Here is a 26,335-nt window from a genome sequence, read left to right on the forward strand (position 1 = left end):
AATAGCGGTGAAGAAGAGACAGCATGACTCGTTGGTTGTTGATTATACTGGGTTGGTTAGCCGTGGTGCTGGCAACGTTGGGCGTGGTGCTGCCACTGCTGCCAACGACCCCATTTCTGTTGCTGGCTGCCTGGTGCTTTGCACGTTCTTCACCGCGTTTTCATCATTGGTTGCTGTATCGCTCCTGGTTCGGTTCTTATTTGCGCCATTGGCAACAGCATAAGGCGTTACCGCCCGGAGCCAAGTGGAAAGCGGTGCTGGTTATTGTGGTGACGTTTGCCGCTTCCCTCTGGTTGGTGAACCTTTGGTGGGTGCGAGGTGTACTGCTGGCGATCCTGGTTATTTTGCTGACCTTTATGCTCCGGCTGCCAGTTATTGACCTGCCGCAACAAAAACAGCGCTGATCGTGCGGCGTCAGTTGCATTTATCCGCCTTTTTGCATAGATTTGGGCGTTTTCGTGCGCAGGTTTCCTCCCGCCGTTTTTTTGTTCAAAGCGTGGTGGTTGAAGGCCTGTGTGGAAGTTATCAGGTAGTTTTATCAGGCAATAACTATGACCGCGACTGCGCAACAGCTTCAGTATATTAGAGACAGTATCAAAACCATTCCCGACTATCCGAAGCCGGGTATTCTGTTCCGTGATGTGACCAGCCTGTTGGAAAACCCGCTGGCGTATGCTTCCAGTATTGAACTGCTGGTCGAACGTTACCGCGATACGGGCGTCACCAAGGTGGTGGGTACTGAAGCGCGTGGTTTCCTGTTCGGCGCACCGGTGGCGTTGGCGCTGGGCGTTGGCTTTGTGCCGGTACGCAAACCGGGCAAATTGCCGCGTGCGACGCTGAGCGAAAGCTATGAGCTGGAATACGGCACCGACAAGCTGGAAATTCACACCGACGCTATTGTTGCTGGCGACAAAGTCCTGGTCGTTGACGATCTGCTGGCCACCGGTGGCACGATCGAAGCCACCGCCACGCTGATCCGCCGTTTGGGTGGTGAAGTGACAGACGCGGCATTTATTATCAATCTGCCGGACCTCGGGGGCGAAACGCGCCTGAATAATCTGGGTATTAATTGCTACTGCCTGCTCGACTTCGCCGGGCATTGATACCTTCGATAGACAACCCCGCGGTTCGCTGCGGGGTTGACGTATAACCACGACTTCTTCGTATTCTCCGCTGTTTTCTGACATTTTCTGTTTCGCCCCCATCAGTCCTTGCTAAAAACGCCAAAGCGCTCCCTATGTTGACGGGCTAACAGGTTTGCACCTGGCAGGCATGATGCAAAGTTATAGGAATGACGGCGGGCGTACTGTTACACTAAAGTGTGAGTGGCCATCGGACGATAAAGGGTATCGGTTCAACCTCGGTACCCAGCAGGCTGCTCACATGGCGATGTCCTTGACGTTGTGATGTACTACTTGGGTTGAAATTACTCCATAAATCAGTGATGAAGTCTTAATGAGCTATCAGGTTCTTGCCCGTAAGTGGCGCCCCCAAACGTTTGCAGAGGTTGTCGGACAAGAGCATGTCCTGACGGCGCTGGCTAATGGCCTCTCTCTGGGGCGGATCCATCACGCCTATCTGTTCTCCGGCACACGCGGCGTGGGTAAAACCACCATTGCGCGGCTGCTGGCCAAAGGTTTGAACTGCGAAACAGGCATCACCGCGACGCCCTGTGGCCAATGTGATAACTGCCGTGAGATTGAGCAGGGGCGCTTTGTCGATCTGATCGAGATCGATGCCGCCTCCAGAACCAAAGTGGAAGATACTCGCGATCTGCTCGATAACGTGCAATACGCCCCGGCGCGTGGCCGTTTCAAGGTTTACCTGATCGATGAAGTCCACATGCTCTCGCGCCACAGCTTCAATGCGTTGCTGAAAACGCTGGAAGAGCCGCCTGCACACGTCAAGTTCCTGCTGGCGACCACCGATCCGCAGAAGCTGCCGGTCACTATTCTTTCCCGCTGCCTGCAATTCCATCTTAAAGCAATGGACGTGGAACAAATCCGCACCCAGTTGGAAACCGTCTTGTTGGCAGAGCACATCACCAGCGATGCCCGCGCGTTGCAACTGCTGGCGCGCGCCGCAGATGGCAGTATGCGTGATGCCCTCAGCCTGACCGACCAGGCGATTGCCATGGGGCAAGGGCAGGTGACGACCGACACCGTCAGCCAGATGCTGGGGACGTTGGATGATGAGCAGCCGCTGGCCATCCTGGAAGCCCTGGTGAGTGCCGACGGCGAAAAAGTGATGGCGCAGGTCGCCCAGGCGGCGTCACGCGGCGTGGATTGGGAAAACCTGCTGGTGGAAACGCTGGCGTTGCTGCACCGCATTGCGATGGTACAACTGCTACCCGCGGTGCTGGATAACCATTACGCTGCCATTGAGCAACGCTTACGTGGGCTGGCGCGCACCCTGCCGCCAACGGACGTACAGCTTTACTACCAAACCTTGCTGGTTGGCCGCAAAGAGCTGGCCTATGCGCCGGATCGCCGTATGGGCGTTGAGATGACCCTGCTGCGCGCGCTGGCGTTTCACCCAAAAGCGGTGATCCCGGAGCCGGTGGCCATGGTGCAGATCGCGCCCGCACAGCCACAGGGGAATATGGCCGTTGCGCCACCTTCACCCTATCCGGATGCCCCGCCTCCCTTAGGGCAGGCTGCGCCGCCGCAGAATACTCAACCAACCAATTTACCGGATGCTACCGCGCAATTACTTAAAGCGCGAACCCAGTTGCTGCGGCAACAGGGGGCATCCACCGCAAAAAAGAATGAGCCGGCGGCGCCAGGAATAGCGCGGCCGGCTAACTCGGCACTAGAGCGTTTAGCCTCGGTAACCGAACGCAGCCAGAAGCGTCAGGCCGAAAAGATCGTGACGGAGAAACCGGCCAAGCCGGAGGCCTATCGCTGGCGCGCGCTTACCGAACCTGAAGCCGCGCCGGAACCGCTGGCTACGCCAAAAGCGTTGCGTACGGCGCTCGAACATGAAAAAACGCCTGAGCTGTCGGCTAAACTGGTGGTTGAGTCCATCGAGCGCGATCCTTGGGCGGCAGAGATCGACCAGCTAAAAATACCGAAACTGGTGCAGCAACTGGCGTTAAACGCCTTTAAGCAGCAGCTGGCACCGGACAGCATTTGTCTCCACCTGCGGTCTTCGCAGCGTCATCTGAATTCGCCTTCGGCGCAGAAGACGCTGGCGCAGGCACTCAGTGAGTTACATGGCCGCACGGTTGAACTCAGCGTGGTGGAAGACGATAATCCGGCGGAGCGGACTCCGCTGGAGTGGCGGCAAGCCATTTATGAAGAAAAACTGGCACAGGCTCGCCAGTCCATCGTTGCGGATACCAATATCCAGACCCTGCGTCGGTTCTTCGATGCAGATCTGGATGAAGAGAGTATTCGCCCTATTTAACGCGGCGCACAGTGCGCGGCCAATGCTATGAGAGACGACTATGTTTGGTAAAGGCGGTATGGGTAACCTGATGAAGCAAGCCCAGCAAATGCAAGAAAAGATGCAGCAGATGCAGGAAGAAATTGCCAAATTGGAAGTGACTGGTGAATCCGGCGCAGGCCTGGTGAAAGTGACCATCAACGGTGCGCATAACTGCCGCCGGGTCGAAATCGATCCAAGCCTGATGGAAGACGACAAAGAGATGCTGGAAGATCTGATCGCTGCCGCTTTCAATGACGCAGCACGTCGCATCGAAGAAACCCAGAAAGAGAAGATGGCGTCGGTTTCCAGCGGGATGCAGTTGCCGCCAGGCTTTAAGATGCCGTTCTGATGCAAACCAGCCCGCTCCTTGAATCATTGATGGAGGCACTGCGCTGCCTGCCGGGCGTTGGCCCGAAGTCGGCGCAGCGTATGGCGTTCCAACTGCTGCAGCGCGATCGCAGCGGTGGGATGCGGCTGGCACAGGCGCTGACCCGTGCCATGTCGGAGATCGGCCATTGTGCCGATTGCCGTACCTTCACCGAGCAGGATACCTGCACCATCTGCAATAATGTGCGCCGTCAGCAAAACGGCCAGATTTGCGTAGTGGAGAGCCCGGCGGATATTCACGCCATCGAGCAGACCGGCCAGTTTGCCGGGCGCTACTTTGTGCTGATGGGCCATCTGTCACCGTTAGACGGCATCGGCCCTGGCGATATCGGCCTGGATCGGCTGGAGCAACGGCTGGAGAAGGAAACCATCACCGAAGTGATCCTGGCCACCAACCCGACGGTGGAAGGAGACGCCACGGCCAACTACATCGCCGAGATGTGTGGCCAGTATGGCGTGCTTGCCAGCCGCATTGCCCACGGAGTTCCGGTAGGTGGTGAACTGGAAATGGTCGACGGCACCACGCTGTCACACTCCCTGGCCGGACGCCACGCGATCAAATTCTGATGATTCTGTACGGGGCAGCCCTCTGCCCCGTCATTCAGTTGACAAAAAATTCTCCGCCAGCCGCTTGAAAAACCACAGAGTTAACCCCATCTGATCCTCATTGCATGATTTGGTCATTACTGTCTTTGAGGTAATCAATGAGTATGAAAGGTCAAGAAACCCGTGGGTTCCAGTCTGAAGTCAAACAACTGCTTCATTTGATGATCCATTCGCTGTACTCCAATAAAGAAATCTTCCTGCGTGAGCTGATCTCCAACGCCTCCGATGCGGCGGACAAGCTGCGTTTCCGCGCGCTTTCCAAGCCGGAACTGTATGAAGGTGATGGTGAGCTGCGCGTGCGTCTGTCTTTCGACAAAGAGAAGCGTACTCTGACGATTGCCGATAACGGCATCGGTATGAGCCGCGAAGAAGTGATCGAAAACCTGGGGACGATTGCCAAGTCTGGTACCAAGGCCTTCCTGGAGTCTATCGGCTCCGATCAGGCGAAAGACAGCCAACTGATCGGTCAGTTCGGCGTGGGCTTCTACTCGGCGTTCATCGTGGCGGACAAAGTCACCGTACGTACCCGCGCGGCAGGTGCTGCGGAAGATCAAGGGGTGTACTGGGAGTCTGCCGGTGAAGGTGATTACACCATCGCCGATATCAGCAAGGCCGATCGCGGCAGCGAAATTACCCTGCACCTGCGTGAAGGCGAAGACGAATACCTCGACGGCTGGCGTCTGCGCTCGGTGATTGGCAAATATTCCGATCACATTGCGCTGCCGGTAGAGATCGAAACCAAGAATGAAGAAGACGGCACCGTCACCTGGGAGAAAATCAACAAGGCGCAAGCGTTGTGGACTCGCAGCAAAGCTGACGTGACCGAAGAAGAGTACAAAGAGTTCTACAAGCACATTGCCCATGACTTTACCGATCCGCTGAGCTGGAGCCACAACCGCGTGGAAGGTAAGCAGGAGTACACCAGCCTGCTGTACATCCCGGCGCAGGCGCCGTGGGATATGTGGAATCGCGATCACAAACATGGCCTGAAGCTATACGTTCAGCGCGTGTTTATCATGGATGACGCCGAGCAGTTCATGCCGAACTACCTGCGCTTTGTTCGCGGCCTGATCGATTCCAACGATCTGCCACTGAACGTTTCGCGCGAAATTCTGCAGGACAGCCGTGTTACCCAGAACCTGCGTGGCGCGCTGACCAAACGTGTGTTGCAGATGCTGGACAAGCTGGCCAAAGACGATGCGGAAGCCTACCAGAAGTTCTGGCAGCAATTCGGTATGGTACTGAAAGAAGGCCCAGCGGAGGACGGCGGCAACAAAGAGGCCATCGCCAAACTGCTGCGCTTTGCTTCTACGCACAATGACAGCTCGGCGCAAACCGTCTCGCTGGAAGAGTACGTTGGCCGCATGACCGAAGGCCAGGACAAGATTTACTACATCACCGCCGACAGTTATGCCGCCGCCAAGAGCAGCCCGCACCTGGAGCTGTTCCGCAAGAAAGGCATCGAAGTCCTGCTGCTGTCTGACCGTATCGACGAGTGGATGATGAGCTACCTGACTGAGTTTGACGGTAAGGTGTTCCAGTCGGTCAGCAAAGCGGATGAAGCGCTGGATAAACTGGCGGATGAAACCGAAGAGCAGAAAGAAGCCGAGAAGCAGTTGGAGCCGTTTATCGAGCGGGTCAAGACGCTGTTGGGTGAGCGCGTGAAGGACGTGCGTCTGACGCACCGCCTGACGGATACCCCGGCCATCGTCACCACCGATGCCGACGAGATGAGCACCCAGATGGCCAAACTGTTTGCCGCTGCGGGGCAGGCTGCGCCGGAAGTGAAGTATATCTTCGAGCTGAACCCAGAGCATGCGTTGGTCAAACGCGCATCCGATGTGGGCGATAACGAACAATTTGCCGAATGGATCGATCTGCTGTTGGATCAGGCCCTGCTGGCAGAGCGTGGGACGCTGGAAGATCCAAACCAGTTTATCCGCCGCATGAATAAACTGTTGTCCGCTTAATCAGCAAAATACGCCCCAGACCCTAGGGTTTGGGGCGTAATCTCTTCTATTCCCGTCAAATTTTTCTCCTGCTTGCCTCGTTTCAGCCCGATCTTTCCGCAACCGATTTCCTCTCGCTACCTTGAGCCACCCCCCTCAGAAATGGTAAGGTTGAGTGTTTTCGAAATTTAATAAAAACTCAAACCCGATAGACTTCCGGCCGCGGCCCGAAGAATGAAGGGAAATACATAGCAAGGGGATTTACGCAATGCGTATCATTCTGCTGGGCGCTCCAGGCGCTGGTAAAGGCACTCAGGCTCAATTCATCATGGAGAAATACGGCATTCCGCAAATCTCCACGGGCGATATGTTGCGCGCAGCCGTTAAGGCCGGTTCTGAGCTGGGCAAAAAGGCGAAAGAAATCATGGACGCCGGCAAGCTGGTGACCGATGAGCTGGTTATTGCGCTGGTCAAAGAGCGTATTACCCAGGAAGACTGCCGTAACGGTTTCCTGCTGGACGGTTTCCCACGCACCATTCCACAGGCCGATGCGATGAAAGAAGCCGGCATTAAAGTGGATTACGTGCTGGAGTTCGACGTGCCGGACGAACTGATCGTCGATCGTATCGTTGGCCGCCGCGTGCATGCGCCATCTGGCCGCGTGTACCACATCAAATTCAATCCGCCGAAGGTGGAAGGGAAAGACGACGCCACCGGCGAAGAGCTGACCACCCGTAAAGACGATCAGGAAGAGACCGTGCGTAAGCGCCTGGTGGAATACCATCAGATGACCGCGCCGCTGGTGTCTTACTATCATAAAGAAGCTGAGGCGGGTAATACGTCTTACCACAAGATCGATGGCACCCGTAAGGTGACGGAAGTGAGCGCTGAGCTGGCGGCCATTCTGGGCTAATCGGTGTCAAGGCTGTAGAAAACGCTGGGCTTGCTGTTGCTGCCCGGCGTTTTTTTTTGCCGCTTCATGATAGCTTACAGGTGCCACCGTTTCGTTCGACAGGAAGAGCCGCATGCCCAGGCAGACAAATTTTTTGCAAGAAGCGACCGCGCGCCAGATCGTGCAACGTGCGATGAGCATCATTCACCATTCGGTCAACGTGATGGACAGCAACGGTGTCATCATTGCTTCCGGCAACGCCTCGCGCCTGTATCAGCGCCACGAAGGGGCGGTATTGGCCCTGACCGAAAACCGGGTGGTGGAGATAGATGAGGCCACGGCACAACATCTGAAGGGCGTGCAGCCCGGCATCAATCTGCCGTTCAGCTTTCGTAATCAACTGGTGGGCGCGATTGGGGTTTCCGGCGATCCGGCCCAGGTGCGAGCCTATGGCGAACTGGTAAAAATGGCGGCGGAGCTGATGGTGGAACAGGCTGCGATGCTCGATCAACATCAGTGGGAAAAGCGTTACCGGGAAGAGCTGGCCAACCAACTGCTGCAAGGGCACAGTGAACCCGGTTCGCGCGAGGCGATGGCGGCCTATTTAGAGCTGGATCTGCAACAGCCACGCATTGTTTGGCTGCTTGAGCTGTATGAACCGCAGCCGCAGGTACTGAGAGGCTTGCTGGCAGAGCTGGAGATCACTCAGCGTGAGGCGCTTATCACCATGACCAGCTTTAATGAACTGGTGCTCTTGCGTCCGGCCTGTATGAAACAGGGCGTGTGGGACGTGCAGCAGGAGCGCAAGCTGGCCCAGCAGCTCCAGCATGAGATCCAGCAACGCTTTGGCCTGCGGTTGATCGTCGGGGGCTTTTACAGTGGTGAGGAAGGCGTCTACCGCTCTATCCAGACCGCAAGAGCAGTGCAAACCATGGCGCACCGTCTCAAACTGGTCCAGCATACGCTGTTTTATGATGACTATCCTCTACCCTCGCTGCTGTGCGATTTAGGGGAGGATTGGCGAGCCCAGGAGCTTTCACGGCCCTGGCGGCAATTGAGCGCCCAGGATGAAAAAGGGATGCTGAGAAACACGCTGCGCCACTATTTCAATCAGAATTGTGACCAAACCAAGACTGCGGCACAGCTGCATATTCACGTTAACACCCTGCGTTACCGCCTACAGCGCGTAGAAAAAACGACTGGCCTGAAGATCAATCAATTGGCGGACGTCTTGCAACTGTATATCGGTATGTTGATGCAGGATTGAATTGTGTGAATGCACAAAATAACGTTCTTTTTTACCATTTTGTTTGTGTCTATCGCTAAAGAATTTCCGTTGTCGGCAAGGTATGGTATTCACTAACCGATGCAGTGGCATCCTCTGAAGATTAAGGCACTGTCGATGAACACCCTACAGAAAGTGGTAATTGCCCCCGACTCCTTTAAAGAGAGCCTGAGTGCTCAGGGTGTCGCAGAGGCTATCGAGCGTGGTTTCCGGCAAATCTATCCGCAGGCGCACTATGTGTTGCTGCCCATGGCGGACGGAGGCGAGGGCACCGTCGATGCGATGGTGGCCGCCACCGGTGGGGAAATCGTCAATGTGCAGGTGAGCGGGCCGCAGGGCAAACCTACCGCAGCATTTTATGGTCTGCTCGGGGAAGGGAAAACCGCAGTTATCGAAATGGCGGCCGCGTCCGGGCTGCATCTGGTGGCGGGTGACGAACGCGATCCGTTAGTGACCACCAGCTTTGGTACCGGTGAGCTGATCCTGGCAGCACTGCAACACGGTGTAGACTCGATCATCTTGGGGATCGGCGGCAGCGCAACCAATGATGGCGGGGCGGGCATGATGCAGGCGCTGGGCGCTAAGCTCCTCGACCACCACAATCAAGAATTACGGCCCGGTGGCGCGGCGTTGGCGCAACTGGCGCATATCGATCTCAGCCAACTGGATCCCCGCTTGCAGCAGGTGAAGATCACGGTAGCCTGCGACGTGGATAATCCGCTGTGTGGCGATCACGGGGCTTCAGCAATCTTCGGCCCACAAAAAGGGGCCACGCCGGAGAAGGTGCAGCAACTGGACAAGGCGCTGCATCATTACGGCACGCTCCTGGAGCAGAGCACCGGGCGCAAGGTATTGCAGGTGCCAGGCTCGGGTGCTGCCGGGGGCATGGGAGCGGCATTGATCGGTTTTCTGGCAGCTGAGCTGCGGCCAGGCATCGAAATCGTAATCGAAACGCTGCATCTGGAAGACGCGGTACGTAATGCTGACCTGGTGATCACTGGCGAAGGGCGGCTCGACAGCCAGTCGATCCACGGCAAAACCCCGATCGGCGTTGCGCGGGTAGCCAAGCGCCACCAATTACCGGTGATTGCCATTGCCGGTAGCCTGTCAAAAGACTATCAGGTAGTGCATCAACACGGCATCGATGCCGCTTTCTCGGTGATCGACCGCATCGTGACGCTGCCAGAGGCGCTGGCGGACGCGGCCCATAACCTGGAAGTCACGGCGCGCAACGTGGCTGCCGTCTGGCAGTTGGCGCAAAAATAACCCCCGTTTTACCTGTTACTGATATAGGTTCCGGTCCGGCGCTTTTCCGTTACAATAGGCCGCATGAGTGGCTATTAATACGCTGAGAAATAACAGGGTATTTGCCGGGAAGGACAAGGGGATCGGAATGAAGCAAGAGAAACACGGGGTATTGCTGGTGAATCTGGGTACGCCAGAGGCACCTACCCCGCAGGCGGTAAAACGCTATCTGAAAGAATTTCTCAGTGACAACCGGGTGGTCGACACTGCGCCGCTGATCTGGTGGCCAATTCTTAATGGCATCATTCTGCCGATCCGTTCACCGCGTGTGGCAAAACTTTATCAATCCGTCTGGATGGACGAAGGTTCGCCGTTGCTGGTCTATAGCCGCCGCCAACAGCGGGAGCTGGCAGCGCGTATGCCGAATACCCCGGTGGAGCTGGGCATGAGCTACGGTTCACCCAGCCTGGCACAGGCGATCGACAGCCTATTGGCGCAGGGCGTGACCAATCTGGTGGTGTTGCCGCTGTATCCGCAATACTCGTGTTCGACCAGCGCCGCAGTCTGGGATGGTGTTGCACGGGTGCTGAAAGGCTATCGCCGCCTGCCATCGATCGGCTTTATCCGTGACTATGCCGAGCACCCAGCGTATATCCTGGCCTTGCAGCAAAGCGTTGAGCGGGCATTTGCCGAACACGGTAAGCCCGACCGCCTGGTGATGTCGTTCCACGGGATTCCCAAACGCTACGCCACTTTGGGTGACGATTACCCGCAACGCTGCGAAGATACCTACCGCGCGCTGGCGGCGGCCATACCGCTGGCCCCAGATCGGGTGATGATGACCTATCAATCGCGCTTCGGTCGGGAGCCTTGGCTGACGCCGTACACCGACGAAACCCTGAAGAGTCTGCCAGCGCAAGGCGTGAAGCATATCCAACTGATCTGCCCCGGCTTTTCTGCGGATTGCCTGGAAACGCTGGAGGAGATCAAAGAGCAGAACCGCGAAATCTTCCTGGAGGCGGGGGGCGAGAAGTTTGAATACATCCCGGCACTTAATGATGACGCCGCCCATATCGATATGATGCAACAGCTGGTGGGGCAACGGCTGTAAATCAGGCTCAGATCCCTACTGTAGGGGCGCTGCATGCTGCGCCCGTTCAGATATCAATGCGTTAGTTCGGGTGCCTCTACAAATTCGGTAACATTGCTACTTTGTCATCAGCCTCAGGCAGGAATGTGCTAACATTCCTGCCTGTTCACCGCAACTCACCGCCAATCACATGAAATTTCCTGGTAAACGTAAATCCAAACATTATTTTCCGGTTAACGCACGCGATCCGCTATTGCAGCAGACACAGCCTGAAAATGAAGTCAGTACCTCTTATGTCGTCGGTATCGATCAGACGCTGGTGGATATCGAAGCTAAAGTGGATGACGCGTTTGTCGAACGCTACGGCCTTAGCCTGGGCCATTCGCTGGTCATTGAGGACGACGTTGCCGAGGCGCTGTATCAGGAACTGAGCGACAATAACCTGATCACTCATCAATTTGCCGGTGGCACCATCGGTAACACCTTGCACAATTACTCGGTACTGGCGGACGATCGTTCCGTGCTGCTCGGCGTGATGTGCAGCAACGTTAAAATTGGCAGCTATGCCTATCGCTATCTGTGCAACACCTCCAGCCGTACCGATCTTAACTACCTGCAAGCGGTGGATGGGGCCATTGGCCGCTGTTTTACGCTGATTAGCGAGAGCGGCGAACGCACCTTTGCCATCAGCCCAGGGCAGATGAACCAGCTACGCCCGGAAAGCATTCCTGAAGAGGTGATCGCAGGGGCTGCCGCGTTGGTACTGACCTCCTATCTGGTGCGTTGCAAACCCGGTGAGCCCATGCCGGAAGCCACCATGCAGGCGATCGCGTTTGCCAAAAAGCATGATGTACCGGTAGTGCTGACGCTGGGCACCAAGTACGTTATTGCGGATAACCCGGTGTGGTGGCGTGATTTTCTCAGGGAACATGTTTCCATTCTGGCGATGAATGAAGATGAGGCGTTGGAACTCACTGGGTTGAGCGATCCGCTAATGGCCTCAGAGATGGCATTGGACTGGGTAGATTTGGTGCTGTGTACCGCTGGGCCAAACGGTCTGTATATGGCGGGTTACACCGAAGAGGCCAACAAGCGTGAGACCCAGCATCCGCTGTTACCGGGCCATATCGCCGAGTTTAACCGCTTCGAATTCAGCCGTGCGATGCGTCGTGAAAGCTGTGAAAACGCGCTTAAGGTCTATTCGCATATCGCCCCGTATATGGGCGGCCCGGAAAAGATCATGAATACCAATGGTGCGGGCGACGGTGCGCTGTCTGCTCTGCTGCATGATATCGCAGCTAACGGCTATCACCGCAACAACGTGCCAAACTCCAGCAAGCATGTGCGTAGCTACCTGACCTATTCGTCTTTGGCGCAGGTATGCAAATATGCCAACCGCGTTAGCTATCAGGTACTTAACCAGCACTCGCCACGTTTGACCCGTGGGCTGCCGGAGCGGGAAGACAGTTTGGAAGAGTCTTACTGGGAACGGTAACCAACAACCGGTAAGAGCGCTGTTTTAGCGCTCTTACCGGCTTAATGGCGTCAGATTGGGCAGGCGGCCAGCTTCTCTTCGTCCGACAGCGAATCCAGCTTGAGGATATTCAACATGCTGTTGGCGATCTCGCGTTCACCCATCACCACCTGATCGGCACCCCGGTCGGAAATATACGAAACCTCGTCGTCGTAATGAGCGCGGGCGATAATCTCCAGAGTAGGGCGCTTGGTGCGGGCCGAGGCCACGATCTCACCGGCTTCATAACCGTTGGGAATGGTCAGCAGCAACCAGCGTGCGCAGTCGAGCCTTGCCAGTTCCATGATCTCCGGATTTGCCGCGTTGCCTAACACCGCTTTGATCCCTTGAGCACGCAGGGCTTCAACCCGTGGGCGAGAGTTTTCTATCACCACCATCGAGACGCCTTCTTCGGTCAGCTTGGCCCCTAACAGGCTACCAACCCGGCCATAACCCACGACGACGGCATGATTGCAGATATCGACCGGGATCTGCTTCTCTTCCTCCACCGCTTCTTCCAGGATCTGATCCTCGATGGTTTCCGTCTTGGCCAGATAGCGCTCCAGCAAGGTAAACAGCAGCGGGTTGAGCATGATTGACAGGATCGCCCCGGCCAGCACCAGATTACGGCCATGCTGATCCATCATGCCTAGCGTGACCCCCAATCCGGCCAGGATAAAGGCGAACTCACCAATCTGTGCCAGGCTGGCGGAAATGGTCAGCGCGGTACGCTTGGAGTGACCGAACATTTTGACTAGCGCGAAGGCCGCCACCGATTTACCAAACAGGATAATCGCCAGCGTTGCCAACACCGCCAGCGGTTGGTTGATCAGGATCATCGGATCGAACAGCATACCGACCGAGACAAAGAACAGCACCGCAAAGGCGTCACGCAGCGGCAGCGTATCGTGCGCTGCGCGGTGGCTCAGTTCCGATTCGTTCAGCACCATACCGGCAAAGAAGGCACCCAGGGCAAATGAGACGTCAAACAGGCCGACAGCGCCGTAGGCAATACCCAGCGCCAGTGCCAACACCGCCAGCGTAAACAGCTCGCGCGAGCCGGTACTGGCGGTTTTTGCCAGGATCCAAGGCACCACTCGGCGGCCAACGATAATCATCAGCGCGATAAAGGCGATAACCTTGCCAATGGTGATGGCCAACTCGGTGAGCAGCTGTGTGGTGCTGGCGGTATCGCTGTTGAGCATATTGGCAAACGCCGGCAGCAGCACCAGGGCCAACACCATGGCCAAATCTTCGACAATAAGCCAGCCGATGGCGATCTGCCCGCGTTGGCTGTCGATCAGTTGCCGTTCTTCCAGGGCGCGCAGCAGTACCACGGTACTGGCGGTGGACAGACACAGGCCGAACACCAGGCCGGAAACCAAATCCCAGCCCATCAGTTTGGACAACCCCATCCCCAACACCGTCGCGACGGCGATTTGGGCAATGGCCCCTGGGATAGCGATATTTTTTACAGCGAGGAGATCTTTAAGCGAGAAATGGAGACCAACACCGAACATCAGCAGGATCACCCCAATCTCCGCGAGTTCCGGCGCTAACGAGGTATCAGCGACGAAACCGGGGGTAAACGGGCCGGCTAGTACGCCTGCGGCCAGGTACCCTACCAACGGGGAGATGCGCAGGCGGTTTGCCAGCATTCCGAAGAGGAAGGCGAGTACTAACCCTCCAACAATAGTGGTGATCAAGGGTGTTGAATTATGCATCCATACTCCTCTGGTTGTGCTCACGGATGTTACGAAAGGATACATTTAGTTTATTGCATTTGTGCTTTCATTGCTTAGCTAATTTAGTCTTTTGTGTAAAAAAGCAGACTATTCGTCTATTTTTCTAGAAGTAAGGGGAATTATGGCGTAATGGACCGGATTAAATGGGGTTTTGGAGTGGATAACCCGGTTTAACTTCTGCGCTAAACCGGGGTTCTATCAGGGTTATTGCTGGTTATGCTCCATATTTGGTAGCAATGCGGTGATAATGCCGATAAGCGGCAGGAATGCACAGATTTGATAAACCAACTCGATGCTGGTCAAATCGGCGACATAACCAAGAACTGCCGCGCCTAACCCGCCCATACCGAAAGCAAAACCGAAGAATAGCCCGGAAACCATCCCCACTTTGCCGGGGATCAGCTCTTGCGCATACACCAGAATGGCCGAGAAAGCCGAGGCCAGAATAACCCCAATGATCACCGTCAAAATCCCGGTCCAGTAGAGAGAAGCATGGGGTAAAGCCAGGGTAAAGGGGGCAGCACCCAGGATGGAGCCCCAAATGACATATTTACGCCCGAATTTATCACCCAAAGGCCCGCCAATGATGGTTCCTGCCGCTACGGCAAACAGGAAGGCAAACAGATGGAATTGGGCATTCTGCACCGAAACGCCAAACTTATGTATGAGATAAAAGGTGTAATAGCTGCTAATGCTCGCCAAGTAGAAGTATTTGGAGAATATCAGCACTAGCAGGATGCCTAAGGAGAACACAACGGTACGTTTTGGCAGCGTTTTGACCAAGGAAGCGGCTTTTGGCTTGCCTTGGGCTGCCCGATGTTGCTGCTGATACCATTTACTGACCTGCAACAAGACCACAATGGCCAGCAGCGCAGCCAGTGAGAACCAGGCGATATTGCCCTTGCCGTAGGGGGCGATAATCAGCGCGGCCAACAGCGGGCCGAGGGAACTGCCGAAGTTGCCGCCCACCTGGAACAGCGACTGGGCCAAACCGTGCCGTCCACCGGATGCCATACGCGCAACGCGGGATGACTCAGGATGGAATACAGAGGAACCGGTGCCCACCAAAGCGGCCGCCAGCAGCACCAGAGGGAAAGTGTTGGCCACCGAAAGCAGCAGCAATCCCGACAGGGTGAATCCCATGCCGATGGGTAGCGAATAAGGCTGCGGGTGCTTATCGGTGTAATAACCAATCAGCGGTTGTAGCAGCGATGCGGTGAGCTGATAGGTCAGGGTGATCATCCCGATCTGCACAAAGCTGAGGCTAAAATCGGCTTGCAAAATCGGGTAAATCGCCACGATCAGCGATTGCATCATATCGTTGAGCAGGTGAGAAACGCTGATAGCACCGAGAATAGAGAACGCAGTGCCTTTGGCCGCGCTGCTGGTTACCGGTGGAATGTCCGTTTCACTACGGTCAGTCATATTATTATTAGCCTGGTAAGTGAGAGAGGGAAGAGCCGACATCTTATAACGTTCATCTTTCGTCCTACAACGGGGTAGCTGATTCTCTCTCGATCATTATGTGCTATCCAGATCGCCGATAAAATTCTGACCGGCCGTGCCTTTCTGACATAATTTGACGTATGTCCCAAAAATTTGAAATTTGTTGCAGTCGATTCGCGTTACAATTTCGTCCTCATCAAAAATACCCATTATTAACAATGGAGATCTGCCATGCGCTTTTCGCTTCACACCACCGCATGTGCGTTGGCTGTTTCCCTGACGTTGTTTTCAGGAACGGTCAGTGCCTGGGAAAAGGACAAAACCTACGATATCACCATCCTGCATACCAACGATCACCACGGCCATTTCTGGCAGAACGATCATGGTGAGTACGGCCTGGGGGCACAAAAGACGCTGGTGGACAGCATCCGTCAGGAAGTGGCGGCGAAAGGTGGCAGCGTGCTGCTGCTGTCCGGTGGGGACATTAATACCGGCGTACCAGAGTCGGATTTGCAGGATGCAGAACCCGATTTCCGTGGCATGACGCTGATCGGCTACGACGCGATGGCGATCGGCAACCACGAATTTGACAACCCGCTCAGCGTGTTGCGCCAGCAGGAAAAGTGGGCTTCTTTCCCGCTACTGTCCGCCAACATTTATCAAAAAAGCACCCAGCAACGCTTGTTCAAGCCTTATGCCCTGTTTGAAAAGCAAGGGGTGAAGATTGCGGTGATCGGCCTGACCACCGATGACACTGCAAAAATCGGGAACCCGGAATACTTTACCGATATCGAATTCCGTGTTCCGGCGCAAGAAGCCAAGCAGGTGGTGGATCAGCTGCGCAAAGATGAAAAGCCGGACGTGATTATCGCTGCCACCCACATGGGGCACTACGACGATGGTAACCATGGCTCCAACGCGCCGGGGGACGTAGAGATGGCACGTAGCCTGCCTGCGGGCTACCTGGATATGATTGTCGGTGGGCATTCGCAAGATCCGGTCTGTATGGCGAGTGAAAACCACAAACAGGTGGATTACATACCGGGCACGCCTTGCGCGCCAGATCGCCAAAACGGTACCTGGATCGTCCAGGCTCATGAATGGGGTAAATACGTCGGTCGTGCCGACTTCCAGTTCCGCAACGGCGAACTGAAACTGATGCATTACCAACTGATCCCGATCAACCTGAAGAAAAAGGTAGAGAAAGCCGACGGCACCAGCGAGCGGGTGTATTACACCCAGCAGATCCAGGAAGATCTGTCGATGATGAAGCTGCTGACGCCGTTCCAGGACAAGGGCAAGGCCCAGTTGGAAGTGAAGGTGGGCAGCGTCAACGGCAAACTGGAAGGGGATCGCAGTAAAGTCCGCTTCGTGCAGACCAACCTTTCGCGCGTGCTGCTAGCCGCGCAGATGGAGCGCGCCAACGCAGACTTCGCCGTGATGAGCGGTGGTGGCGTGCGTGACTCGATCGAGGCCGGTGATATCACCTATAAAAACGTGCTCAAGGTGCAGCCGTTTGGCAACACGCTGGTGTATGTCGATATGAAAGGCAGCGAGGTTGAGCCGTATCTGGCAGCTGTGGCCAATATGAAGGTGGATTCTGGGGCCTATGCGCAATTCGCCAACGTCAGCCTGGTGGCAGACGGCAAAGGCGTTAGCGACGTCAAGATCAAGGGCGAACCTTTGCAGGCAGACAAGACCTATCGTATGGCGACGCTGAACTTCAACGCCTTGGGCGGCGACGGTTATCCGAAGATTGATACCCTGCCAAGCTACGTCAATACCGGCTTTATCGATGCGGAAGTGCTCAAGCAGTATATCGAAAAGCACTCACCGCTGGATGCTTCGGCGTACGAACCTAAAGGCGAGATCGTTTACAAGTAAGGTGACATAGGCCGTTGCTGAGGAAGGTAACGGCCTACTGTTTCAGTCCCGTTTGGCGATTTCGGCGAAGGTGCCGGACAGCAGACGACAGAGGTCGCTGGCTGCCAATTCAATATCCAACCCGCGTTTGCCGCCGGAAACGAAAATGGTGGCAAACTGTTGCGCTGGGCTATCGATCACCGTGGGCAAGCGTTTCTTTTGCCCGAGTGGGCTGATCCCACCAACCAGATAACCCGTCACACGTTGAGCGACTGTCGGATCGGCCATTTCGGCTTTCTTGGCCCCTAGCGCTTTCGCCACCTTCTTCAAATCCAACTGGGTCGCGACCGGTGTTACCGCGACGGCCAGATTCTTTGCATCACCATTGAGGGCCACTAACAGCGTTTTGTAGACCTGTTCGGCGTTCAGCCCCAGCTTTTTTACCACCTCGTCGCCAAAGTTGGTTTCTTCGCTATCGTGGTGATACGCGTGGAGGGTGAAGGCCACTTTTTGTTTTTCAAGCAGAACCACTGCGGGTGTCATAATTTCTTTTCCAAAACTGAGGGAAGTTGTCATCGGTGGCAACGAAACGATAAAAATGGAACCGAATGAGCAACCTGTGCCCATGAGGATGAAAGGCAGTTGCCAATAGGTTCGTCAGGTTGCTACCCTGTCTATTGTAATCGTTAACACGGTTACAATGCGTATAACTAAAATATGAAAAATTCCTCTTTGACTGGCCAATAGCGATATTGGCCACTTTTTTATCGTGCCTGCAGCATGGCCGGTAAATTGTCTTCGCCATACAGATGCAAAGCACCGACCGCCACCACATAGTTTCCCGGCGGTAACGCTTCCAGCTTTTGCTGCCAGTGGCGATTGCGGCGGTGCATCAAGACGTCGTACAGCTCGGCACTGAAGGTGGAGGGCAGCGTTTCCAACGTGGTGTTCGGCTTGGCGTCCAGCCACCAGCTCACCATGGTTTGCAGCAAACGGGCGTTGGTGTGCCAGTGCTCTAACGTATCGTGCAGCAGGGCCATACCGCCTTCTGGCAGTTGTTCCAGCATGCTCAGCTGTTCCTCGGCCCCTTCCAGTTCGATCACTGGCATCTGCTGTACTTTAGCGGCTTGCAATAGTTGGTAATCAATCCCGTATTCGGCGCGTAAACCCAGTCGCTGTGCCTGCCGTGCTTGCATCATCAGCGCTACTTGCCAGCCAGGAAGGGCAGAGAAGCTCTCTACATCCGCCCCCAACTCCTGGCATAGCACCTGCAACCGTTGGAATTCTTCATCGCCAAGACGCTGTTCAAGTTCGAGTTGGGGCTCGGCGTGGCCAAATGGCGAAGAGGAGCCGGTGATATCGGCCTCAACGATCAGCGCATCGGCCTGGCGCAGGCGTGCGGCCAACCGGGCAGGCAGGGGCGACATATCGACGGTGCCCATATGAATGCTGCCGACCAAATGCAGTTGGCGATTTCCCGTTAGCCTGATGTCCAGGGCCGGGTAGGTGTAGCTCTGCGGGGAAATAATACCGAGAAAGGTAGCAATGCGGCGTAACAGTTGACCCATACAGCTGGCTCCTGATCCTTTCCACCAGCGTGCAGGATGGCCGCTGGTTTTTCCCCATGCTAAACGCTAAGTGGCTGACAATAAAGCCCGAGGGCAGGGGAATTATCTCAAAAGGCCGGAGCGCGATGGGTTGCGCCCCGGTTGAGGGTTACTGCTTGGGTTTAAAACGCAGTAATCGGTTGGCGTTGCTGACCACGGTAATGGAGGAGAGAGCCATTGCCGCGCCAGCGACCACTGGGCTGAGCAGGGTGCCCGTCAGCGGGTACAGCACACCGGCGGCAATCGGAATGCCAAGTGCGTTGTAGATAAATGCCCCGAGCAGGTTCTGCTTCATATTACGCAGCGTCGCCTTCGACAAGGCCAGCGCGTCCGCCACGCCGTTCAGGCTGTGACGCATCAGGGTGATCGCCGCAGTTTCGATGGCGATATCACTGCCGCCGCCCATGGCGATCCCGACATCGGCCTGAGCCAGAGCAGGGGCGTCATTGATGCCGTCACCGACCATCGCTACCCGGTGGCCCTGAGCCTGCAACTGCTTGATCGCTTCGGCCTTACCGTCGGGTAACACGCCAGCAATCACGCGGTCGATACCGGCCTCTTTGGCAATCGCGTTAGCGGTCACCGGGTTATCGCCCGTTAACATCACCAGTTGATAACCTTGCTGATGCAGGCGCTGTAGTGCGCTCACGCTGTCACTGCGTAACGGATCGCGGATGGCGATCAGAGCGGCAGGTTTGCCGTTGGCGGCCAACAGTACCGGCGTGATACCGCGTTCAGCCTGTTGCTGTATCTGATGTGTGAGCTCATCAGTCGCGATCTGATTCTCTTGCAACAGCTTGGCATTACCCAGCAACAGCTGTACGCCCTCGACCTCACCGCTGACTCCTGAGCCGCGCAACGTCCGGAATTGCTCTACCGTAGGCAGTGTCTGCCCTTTAGCCTGTTCGACGATGGCACGTGCCAGCGGGTGGTTAGCCCCTTGTTCCAGCGCGGCGGCCCAACGTAAGGCCTGCTGTTCATCCACCTGGTTAAAGGTGATGATTTCCACCACGCGCGGCTGGCCTTCCGTCAGCGTACCAGTTTTATCGAACACCAGCGTATCGAGATTGCTGGCCTGCTGCAGAGCATCGGCGTCACGCACCAGCACGCCAAACTCCGCGGCCCGGCCAACGCCAGAGATAATTGACATCGGCGTGGCCAGCCCCAAAGCGCAAGGGCAGGCGATGATTAGCACCGTGGTGGCGATCACCAGGGTGTAGACCAACTGCGGTTGTGGGCCAAAGAAATACCAGATGGCGGCGCTGAACAGGGCGATGGCGACCACGGTGGGCACAAATACCGCCGAGATGCGGTCTGCCAGCTTACCGATTTCCGGTTTGCTGCTTTGCGCCTGGCGCACCAGCTTGATAATACGTGCCAGCGTGGTTTGGGTGCCAATGGCGGCCGCGCGAAACAGCACGCTGCCGTCGTCTACCACCGTACCGGCATGCACCGTATCGCCGACGCCTTTTTGCTGCGGCAACGCTTCGCCGGTCAGCATGGCTTCATCGATCCACACTTCGCCCTGCACGATTTCACCGTCAACCGGGATGCGATCGCCAGTCGTCAGGCGCAACGTCATGCCCAATTGCACGTCTGCCAGCGGGATACTTTGTTCACCCAGTTCTGTGACTAGCCTGGCGGTTGGCGGAGTGAGATCCAGTAGCCGTTCCAGCGCCTGGGAAGAACGCTGCCGCGCGCGCTGCTCCATGGCATGACCAAGGTTGATCAGGCCGATGATCATCGCACTGGCTTCGTAATACAGATGCCGTGCCTCCATCGGGAAGAAGTCTGGCCACAGGTTGACGCTGATGGAGTACAGCCAGGCGGCACCGGTCCCCAAGGCGACCAGCGTATCCATGGTGGCGCTGCCGTTCATCAACGATCGCCAGGCATTGCGGTAGAAGTGGCCACCGGCAAACACCATTACCGCCAGGGTAATGATGCCAACCATCAGCCACGGTCGCTGGGTTTCTGGCGTCAGCGACATACTGCCGCCAAACACGCCCCAGGCCATCAACGGCACGCCCACTGCCAAGCCTAATGCGGCCTGCCAGCGAAAGCGTTTCATATTAGCCTGTGCGGTTTGCTGTTGGCGTTCACGGCGCTTGGTTTCGTCCTGGATCATCTCGGCGCCATAGCCAGCTTTTTCTACCGCAGCGACCAACGCCTGTGGTGTGGCCTTACCGGTGATCAGTGCGCTGCGCTCCGCCAGGTTTACCCGCGCCAACTCAACGCCCGGGACGTTCTGTAACGCCGTCTGGACTTTATTGACACAGCTGGCGCAGGTCATGCCGTTGAGCAACAGCTGGACGCTATCGTCAGTCTCGCTTGCCGGAAGTGAAGAGGGGGCCGCTGCCTGGGGTTCCGGCAAGGTTGGGGCAGATTCAGTCAGCGGCTCAGTTTTTGGGTGGCTATTGGCTCCCGCCTGGTTGGCGTGATAGCCCGCATCTTCGACCGCAGCAATGAGCTGCTCTGGTGTGGCATCGCCATAGACTTTGGCTCCCTCGAGGGTAACGTCGGCGGCGATCACGCCCGGCACAGCTTCCAGTGCTTTACGGGTGCTGCCCACGCAATGCATGCAGGAGAGGCCGGAAAGTTGTAACTCGGTGTCTGCCTGATGGGCGATTTCTGCCTGGTAGCCAGCGGCAACGACGCTGTCAATCAGCTCGGCAGCCGGGGCTGCACCGGTGATTTTAGCGTAGTGAACGTTGACGTTGGCCTGCTCGACATCTGCGCGACTTTCCAAGGCTTTTTTCACCTTTTGCGCGCAGTTCATGCAGGAGAGTCCCTGCAACGCCAGCACGGTAGTTTGTGACATGATGGTTTTCCTCGCAAAATAATGGCGGTTGACCGCCTAGGTTCTTTTTATTGAGAATGATCTTAAACCTTCCAGCAAGGGTAAGGTCAATAGAATATTACATTGATAGAAAAGGATTTTTATTAACGCGGTCCACAACGCAGCCACGCTTCGACATAAGGCCCGAATTTTGCGGGGTTTTCTTTGGCTATAAAAAAACCAGCCCGAAGGCTGGTTTAAGCGTTTTAGACATATTTTACTTCATGTTGTCCGCTGACCACATCCCCGTGATTGGTCGGGCAAACAGCGCCAGCACAGCGATAAGGCTCACTTCAATGGAGATTGACCAGCAAATGTGACCGATCATTTCACTCCAGAATTCATACCCATTCAGGTTCCAGAGCCAGCCAGTTTCACCTGAGAGATAGGCCGGATGCCTGAATCCTAGCGCCGGGATAAGGAAACCGTGCATGACCAGCGTGATCACAATACCGTAAGCCGCACCATACCAGAGCCTGATTTTGGGCGTATAAGCCGAAACCAGAACGTAAAGGCCCGCAAAGATGAAGCTGAACATCCAGTGATAAAGCATCACTGCTCCGGGGATCGTTACGCTCTGATAAACATAATCCATAGAATGGGAGTTAATTCCCAGCCAGCCAAGCCAGGCATCAATGTTAAGGGCGGGCGGCGATGCCTCACCGACGATGCGCGGCGGCATATTGGCCTCAGAGCCTGACTTTACCAGCGAGCTGATCGCACCACCGATGAAAGTTGCCCACAAAAAAATACGTAAATTAACTTTACTACAAATGTTCATAACTCCACGTCCGTGAAAAGGAAAAATGAACCCTAATTATATGTTACGAGCGTGTTGCTGCGTATTACTGAAAGCATCGAGATATGACAATTTTTCAGGTACAGCCCCGTCAGGCGATATACGGGCTGAATTTGGTGAGCTGTTGCCCAGTGTCTTCGCCCCTCGTTGCCGCAACCCTATTTCCCAGGAGGTTGACGATATTATCAAAACACGAGGAGCCGGGCGGATGCGGTAAGTTTAAATCCTCTTACTAGCATGTCCCTATGCGTCCACAGACAGAAGGTCAAAAGGGGGTAATTGGGGAGTAATGAGGTTATAATTTATTGAGTTACTACTGTCACTTGGGGGCAGTGGGGTACATGGACCTTCCAGCAAAGGTAAGGTCAAGGGGGATAAAGTGAATATCAGCGACGTTGCCAAAAAAACCGGTTTGACCAGCAAAGCCATCCGTTTTTATGAAGAGAAAGGATTGGTGACCACCCCGATCCGTACGGACAACGGCTACCGCAGCTACAGCGCCAGGCATATTGAAGAACTGACGTTATTGCGTCAGGCTCGTCAGGTGGGCTTCAATCTTGACGAATGCCGTGAACTGGTCGCGTTGTTCAACGATCCGGCGCGGCACAGTGCCGATGTCAAAGCCCGCACGCTGCAGAAAGTTGCCGATATCGAAAAGCACATCAGCGAACTGGGGGAAATGCGCCAACGCCTGCTGGCGCTGGCGGATCAATGCCCTGGCGATGAAGGAGCAGACTGCCCGATCATTAATAATCTGGCAGGCTGCTGCCACAAAGGCTAGCGCGTAATGGCGCGGATCACCAAGGTAGTGCCTTCGACCGCCACCACTTCAACTTCGGTGCCGATCGGCAGATCCTCGTTGGCTTGCGCGCGCCAACTGCTGTCGGCGATATTGATACGGCCATGGCCGTTATGCATCGCCTCGGTCAGCGTGGCGCGGGTGCCGATCAGTTGACGGTTACGCTGGTTGAGCACCGGGGAACCGCTGGTTGCCGCTGGCCGCTTGCGCAGCCAGTACCACCACAGGTAGGCCACGGCAATGGTCATCACGGCAAACAGGGAACCCTGCCACTCCCAACTCAACTCCGGCAGCAGCCAGATAATCACCCCGACAATCACCGCAGAAACGCCGCTCCACAGCAGATAGCCGCTGGCACCGAGCATTTCCGCGGCCAACAGCAGCCCGCCTAGCGAGATCCAGAACCATTGTGGGTTTGCTGCGATCTGTTCCAGCATAATTACTTACCTTTGCTGTCTTTCAGCAATTCGGTAATACCGCCGATAGAGCCCAGCAGGCTGCTGGCATCCAGTGGCATCATGATCACTTTGCTGTTATTGGCCGAGCCAATCTTCTGCAATGCGTCGGTGTATTTCTGGGCTACGAAGTAGTTAATCGCCTGGATATTACCGGTGGCGATGGCGTCAGATACCAGTTGGGTTGCCCGTGCTTCTGCTTCGGCGGCACGTTCACGCGCTTCTGCCTGCAAGAACGCCGACTGGCGCTCGCCTTCGGCTTTCAGGATCTGTGATTGCTTATCCCCTTCAGCGCGCAGGATCGCGGCTTGACGCACCCCCTCTGCTTCCAGGATGTCGGCACGTTTGGTTCGTTCGGCCTTCATCTGGGCGTTCATCGCCACAATCAGTTCGGCTGGTGGACGAACGTCACGGATTTCGATACGGGTAATTTTGACGCCCCAAGGGTTGGTGGCTTCATCGACGATATGCAGCAGGCGGGTGTTGATGCTATCGCGCTGTGACAGCATTTCGTCGAGCTCCATGGAACCGAGCACGGTACGGAAGTTGGTCATGGTCAGGTTAACGATCGCCTGCTCGAGGTTACTGACCTCATAGGCGGCGCGAGCCGGATCGACTACCTGGATAAAGCAGACGGCATCGATTGCCACGTTAGCGTTATCGCGCGAGATAATCTCCTGAGAAGGGATATCCAGCACCTGTTCCATCATATTGATCTTGCGGCCAATACGATCCATAAAAGGCACTACCAGGTTTAAACCCGGCATCAGCGTTTTGGTATAACGGCCGAAGCGCTCTACCGTCCATTGGAAGCCCTGCGGGACAATTTTGATGCTCGAGAAGACGATAATCAGCGCGACAACGATCACGATCGGAATAATGGTAAACATGGCACAACCTCCTGTCAGACATATTGCTAGATATTACGCCAGCGACAGGGGGAATGCCTAATACATCACCAGGATAAGACTACTTTTTGCAGAAAACCTGAGGATCTCACGGCGAATACGCCATTTTTATCAGGTTTATCTGGGGCCGTCTTAACGCTGCCATGAAGTGATAATGGAGACTTCTTCAGGATCCGCGTCGAATTTGCTCAGCGTCACCGTTTGTCCGTCGGTCAGCAACACGCTGACTGCCATGCCGATCACGCCGGACTGCAGCGCGGTCTGCTCGATGTGCTGAAGCGCTTTAAGACAAACGAATTGCTGCATCTCGGGCAAATGTTTGAATCTGTCGGTTTGGGATTTTTTCAAGAGGGCTATCCTTTGGCGCTGCCGACGATTTGGCCATCACGCAGCAACACAATCTTGTGTTTCTGTCGGTACCAGATGGCGGTGTAAACACCTTTCTGATAAACCTGCGCATACTGGTTTTCTTCGGTCAACGCGGCTGCCGTTTGCTCAATGTAGCCCTGCTTGATATCTGGCGAGATCTTGATGTCTATCCCGGCAATGCGTGCCTGCAGTGTCTTGCTCTTTGCCGATTGCGCGTACTGTTTTGCCGCATTTTCCAACGCCTGCTTCTCTGCCGCAGCGTAAATGGCGGTCTGGCGGTTTTGTTCGGCCAGATAGCAGGTATCTTTGGAAACGCCCTGTGCTTCACATTCAGCCATGCGCGACGCCGTAGAAGTGCAGCCAGCCAGCAAGATGGCAATTACCACGGTAGACAGTGTCCTAATCATCATTTTTAGTTCTTCGAGTTAGTCAGGATGGCACCGGAGTGTTCCTGTGTTTATTTATGCGTTTTATTAGAAGCTATTAGCTACTAAATAAAGCGATGTTTAGCCTGGTTTGTTGATTTACCGAACTGATGCTACAGAATATTCTTAGACAAGCATCACGTTTTAACCATTCCGTTGACTAATGTCAATTTTTGTCAGCTACTGAGAACAGATCTCAAGAAACATTTACATGTAGCTAATAGCTCCTTAATTTGAGTTAAATTAACCTTGTGTCGGAATTTGCGTAGCTGTGGGGGACGGAATTAATGTGCTAAACTGCGGCATGTCTGTAGAGAGCAAGAGGAAATCGCAGGGTGGATAATCAAGCAGAGTTTAAAAGCTATCTGGAACGATTAGGCATTGAGCAGCCTGCACTGTGCATACTCTTGGGGGTGCAGCGCAGCACCCTGAATAAATGGGTGAATGGCACGGTAACCGCAATTCCGGCCATCGCCACGACCGCGGTCAAAATGCTGTGGTTTATCAAAGAGTCCAATCCGGAGCTGTTCCAGCGCTGGATGATGATCCAGGACTTTGGCGTACCGGCAGAGTACGCGACCAATGACAAGGCGTATGAGTTCCTGCACGTGCTGAAGCGGGAACCGTCACCGCCGATTAAGAAACTCCGGGCCCAGGTGGCGGCCCAGAAGCGATAAAATCGCG

24 protein-coding genes and 1 other annotated feature are annotated in these 26,335 nt (G+C 55.4%); of the genes, 14 read left to right on the forward strand and 10 right to left on the reverse strand.

What is annotated here, in order from left to right; translation table 11 throughout:
• Positions 1-23 precede the first annotated feature (23 nt).
• From WN53_RS14500 to WN53_RS14550, 11 genes are all read left to right on the forward strand, one after another.
• Positions 24-404 (forward strand): DUF454 family protein, encoded by a 381-nt coding sequence (locus tag WN53_RS14500; RefSeq protein ID WP_021805456.1) that lies wholly within the window; start codon positions 24-26, stop codon positions 402-404.
• A gap of 147 nt (positions 405-551) precedes the next feature.
• The gene (gene apt / locus WN53_RS14505) at positions 552-1,103 is read left to right on the forward strand and encodes an adenine phosphoribosyltransferase (protein WP_021180126.1); all 552 of its coding nucleotides are present in this window, start codon (positions 552-554) and stop codon (positions 1,101-1,103) included.
• Positions 1,104-1,455: 352 nt separating this feature from the next.
• Positions 1,456-3,408, forward strand: coding sequence for a DNA polymerase III subunit gamma/tau (gene dnaX, locus WN53_RS14510; RefSeq protein ID WP_024484409.1), 1,953 nt, complete (start codon positions 1,456-1,458; stop codon positions 3,406-3,408).
• Positions 2,741-2,805: a sequence feature (DnaX frameshifting element), on the forward strand. (Overlaps the previous gene by 65 nt.)
• 40 nt (positions 3,409-3,448) lie before the next feature.
• On the forward strand, positions 3,449-3,778 hold the full coding sequence (locus WN53_RS14515; RefSeq protein ID WP_021180123.1) for a YbaB/EbfC family nucleoid-associated protein: 330 nt from the start codon (positions 3,449-3,451) through the stop codon (positions 3,776-3,778).
• Positions 3,778-4,383: a recombination mediator RecR gene (gene recR / locus WN53_RS14520; protein ID WP_024484410.1), complete on the forward strand. Its 606-nt coding sequence runs from the start codon at positions 3,778-3,780 to the stop codon at positions 4,381-4,383. Before WN53_RS14515 ends, recR begins: the two co-directional genes overlap by 1 nt.
• 143 nt (positions 4,384-4,526) lie before the next feature.
• Positions 4,527-6,392, forward strand: a complete 1,866-nt coding sequence (gene htpG, locus WN53_RS14525; RefSeq protein ID WP_037375256.1) for a molecular chaperone HtpG — start codon at positions 4,527-4,529, stop codon at positions 6,390-6,392.
• Positions 6,393-6,639: 247 nt separating this feature from the next.
• Positions 6,640-7,284: an adenylate kinase gene (gene adk / locus WN53_RS14530; RefSeq protein ID WP_021805452.1), complete on the forward strand. Its 645-nt coding sequence runs from the start codon at positions 6,640-6,642 to the stop codon at positions 7,282-7,284.
• Positions 7,285-7,396: 112 nt separating this feature from the next.
• Positions 7,397-8,530: a sugar diacid recognition domain-containing protein gene (locus WN53_RS14535; protein WP_024484411.1), complete on the forward strand. Its 1,134-nt coding sequence runs from the start codon at positions 7,397-7,399 to the stop codon at positions 8,528-8,530.
• A gap of 135 nt (positions 8,531-8,665) precedes the next feature.
• On the forward strand, positions 8,666-9,814 hold the full coding sequence (locus WN53_RS14540; RefSeq protein WP_024484412.1) for a glycerate kinase: 1,149 nt from the start codon (positions 8,666-8,668) through the stop codon (positions 9,812-9,814).
• A 127-nt stretch (positions 9,815-9,941) separates the two neighbouring features.
• Entirely contained in the window at positions 9,942-10,904 is a 963-nt protein-coding gene (gene hemH / locus WN53_RS14545; RefSeq protein ID WP_024484413.1) for a ferrochelatase, read from the forward strand.
• Between the two features lie 169 nt (positions 10,905-11,073).
• A complete protein-coding gene (locus WN53_RS14550; protein ID WP_024484414.1) occupies positions 11,074-12,378 on the forward strand; it encodes an inosine/guanosine kinase in 1,305 nt (434 codons plus the stop codon).
• A 50-nt stretch (positions 12,379-12,428) separates the two neighbouring features.
• On the opposite strand, the gene ybaL is transcribed toward WN53_RS14550, so the two are convergent.
• Both ybaL and WN53_RS14560 read right to left on the reverse strand, forming a co-directional pair.
• Positions 12,429-14,120, reverse strand: a complete 1,692-nt coding sequence (ybaL, locus tag WN53_RS14555; RefSeq protein ID WP_024484415.1) for a YbaL family putative K(+) efflux transporter — start codon at positions 14,118-14,120, stop codon at positions 12,429-12,431.
• Positions 14,121-14,345: 225 nt separating this feature from the next.
• Entirely contained in the window at positions 14,346-15,566 is a 1,221-nt protein-coding gene (locus WN53_RS14560; protein WP_024484416.1) for an MFS transporter, read from the reverse strand.
• Positions 15,567-15,818: 252 nt separating this feature from the next.
• On the opposite strand from WN53_RS14560, the gene ushA reads away from it, so the two are divergent.
• Positions 15,819-17,471 (forward strand): bifunctional UDP-sugar hydrolase/5'-nucleotidase UshA, encoded by a 1,653-nt coding sequence (gene ushA, locus WN53_RS14565; protein ID WP_024484417.1) that lies wholly within the window; start codon positions 15,819-15,821, stop codon positions 17,469-17,471.
• 42 nt (positions 17,472-17,513) lie between these two features.
• Here the strand turns inward: ushA and ybaK are convergent, their stop codons facing one another.
• The 4 genes from ybaK to WN53_RS14585 form a co-directional block, all read right to left on the reverse strand.
• Entirely contained in the window at positions 17,514-17,993 is a 480-nt protein-coding gene (gene ybaK / locus WN53_RS14570; protein ID WP_021805445.1) for a Cys-tRNA(Pro)/Cys-tRNA(Cys) deacylase YbaK, read from the reverse strand.
• A gap of 221 nt (positions 17,994-18,214) precedes the next feature.
• On the reverse strand, positions 18,215-19,018 hold the full coding sequence (locus tag WN53_RS14575) for a TraB/GumN family protein (RefSeq protein ID WP_024484418.1): 804 nt from the start codon (positions 19,016-19,018) through the stop codon (positions 18,215-18,217).
• Positions 19,019-19,166: 148 nt separating this feature from the next.
• Positions 19,167-21,878: a copper-exporting P-type ATPase CopA gene (copA, locus tag WN53_RS14580; RefSeq protein WP_024484419.1), complete on the reverse strand. Its 2,712-nt coding sequence runs from the start codon at positions 21,876-21,878 to the stop codon at positions 19,167-19,169.
• Positions 21,879-22,113: 235 nt separating this feature from the next.
• Positions 22,114-22,677: a YagU family protein gene (locus WN53_RS14585; RefSeq protein WP_024484420.1), complete on the reverse strand. Its 564-nt coding sequence runs from the start codon at positions 22,675-22,677 to the stop codon at positions 22,114-22,116.
• A gap of 397 nt (positions 22,678-23,074) precedes the next feature.
• Between WN53_RS14585 and cueR the strand changes: the two genes are divergently transcribed.
• Positions 23,075-23,476 carry a Cu(I)-responsive transcriptional regulator gene (cueR, locus tag WN53_RS14590; RefSeq protein WP_024484421.1) on the forward strand — a complete coding sequence of 134 codons (402 nt, stop codon included), beginning with the start codon at positions 23,075-23,077 and terminating at the stop codon, positions 23,474-23,476.
• Here the strand turns inward: cueR and WN53_RS14595 are convergent.
• The 4 genes from WN53_RS14595 to WN53_RS14610 form a co-directional block, all read right to left on the reverse strand.
• Positions 23,473-23,931 carry an NfeD family protein gene (locus WN53_RS14595; protein WP_024484422.1) on the reverse strand — a complete coding sequence of 153 codons (459 nt, stop codon included), beginning with the start codon at positions 23,929-23,931 and terminating at the stop codon, positions 23,473-23,475. The two genes, cueR and WN53_RS14595, sit on opposite strands and share 4 nt — an antisense overlap.
• 2 nt (positions 23,932-23,933) lie before the next feature.
• Positions 23,934-24,839 carry an SPFH domain-containing protein gene (locus tag WN53_RS14600; RefSeq protein ID WP_024484423.1) on the reverse strand — a complete coding sequence of 302 codons (906 nt, stop codon included), beginning with the start codon at positions 24,837-24,839 and terminating at the stop codon, positions 23,934-23,936.
• A 150-nt stretch (positions 24,840-24,989) separates the two neighbouring features.
• On the reverse strand, positions 24,990-25,205 hold the full coding sequence (locus tag WN53_RS14605; RefSeq protein WP_046808087.1) for a hypothetical protein: 216 nt from the start codon (positions 25,203-25,205) through the stop codon (positions 24,990-24,992).
• Positions 25,206-25,210: 5 nt separating this feature from the next.
• Positions 25,211-25,636: a hypothetical protein gene (locus tag WN53_RS14610; protein ID WP_024484425.1), complete on the reverse strand. Its 426-nt coding sequence runs from the start codon at positions 25,634-25,636 to the stop codon at positions 25,211-25,213.
• Positions 25,637-25,986: 350 nt separating this feature from the next.
• On the opposite strand from WN53_RS14610, the gene WN53_RS14615 reads away from it, so the two are divergent.
• A complete protein-coding gene (locus tag WN53_RS14615; protein WP_024484426.1) occupies positions 25,987-26,328 on the forward strand; it encodes a helix-turn-helix domain-containing protein in 342 nt (113 codons plus the stop codon).
• Positions 26,329-26,335: the final 7 nt, after the last annotated feature.

The sequence above is a fragment of the Serratia fonticola genome, assembly GCF_001006005.1.
Classification (GTDB): Bacteria; Pseudomonadota; Gammaproteobacteria; order Enterobacterales; family Enterobacteriaceae; genus Chania; species Chania fonticola.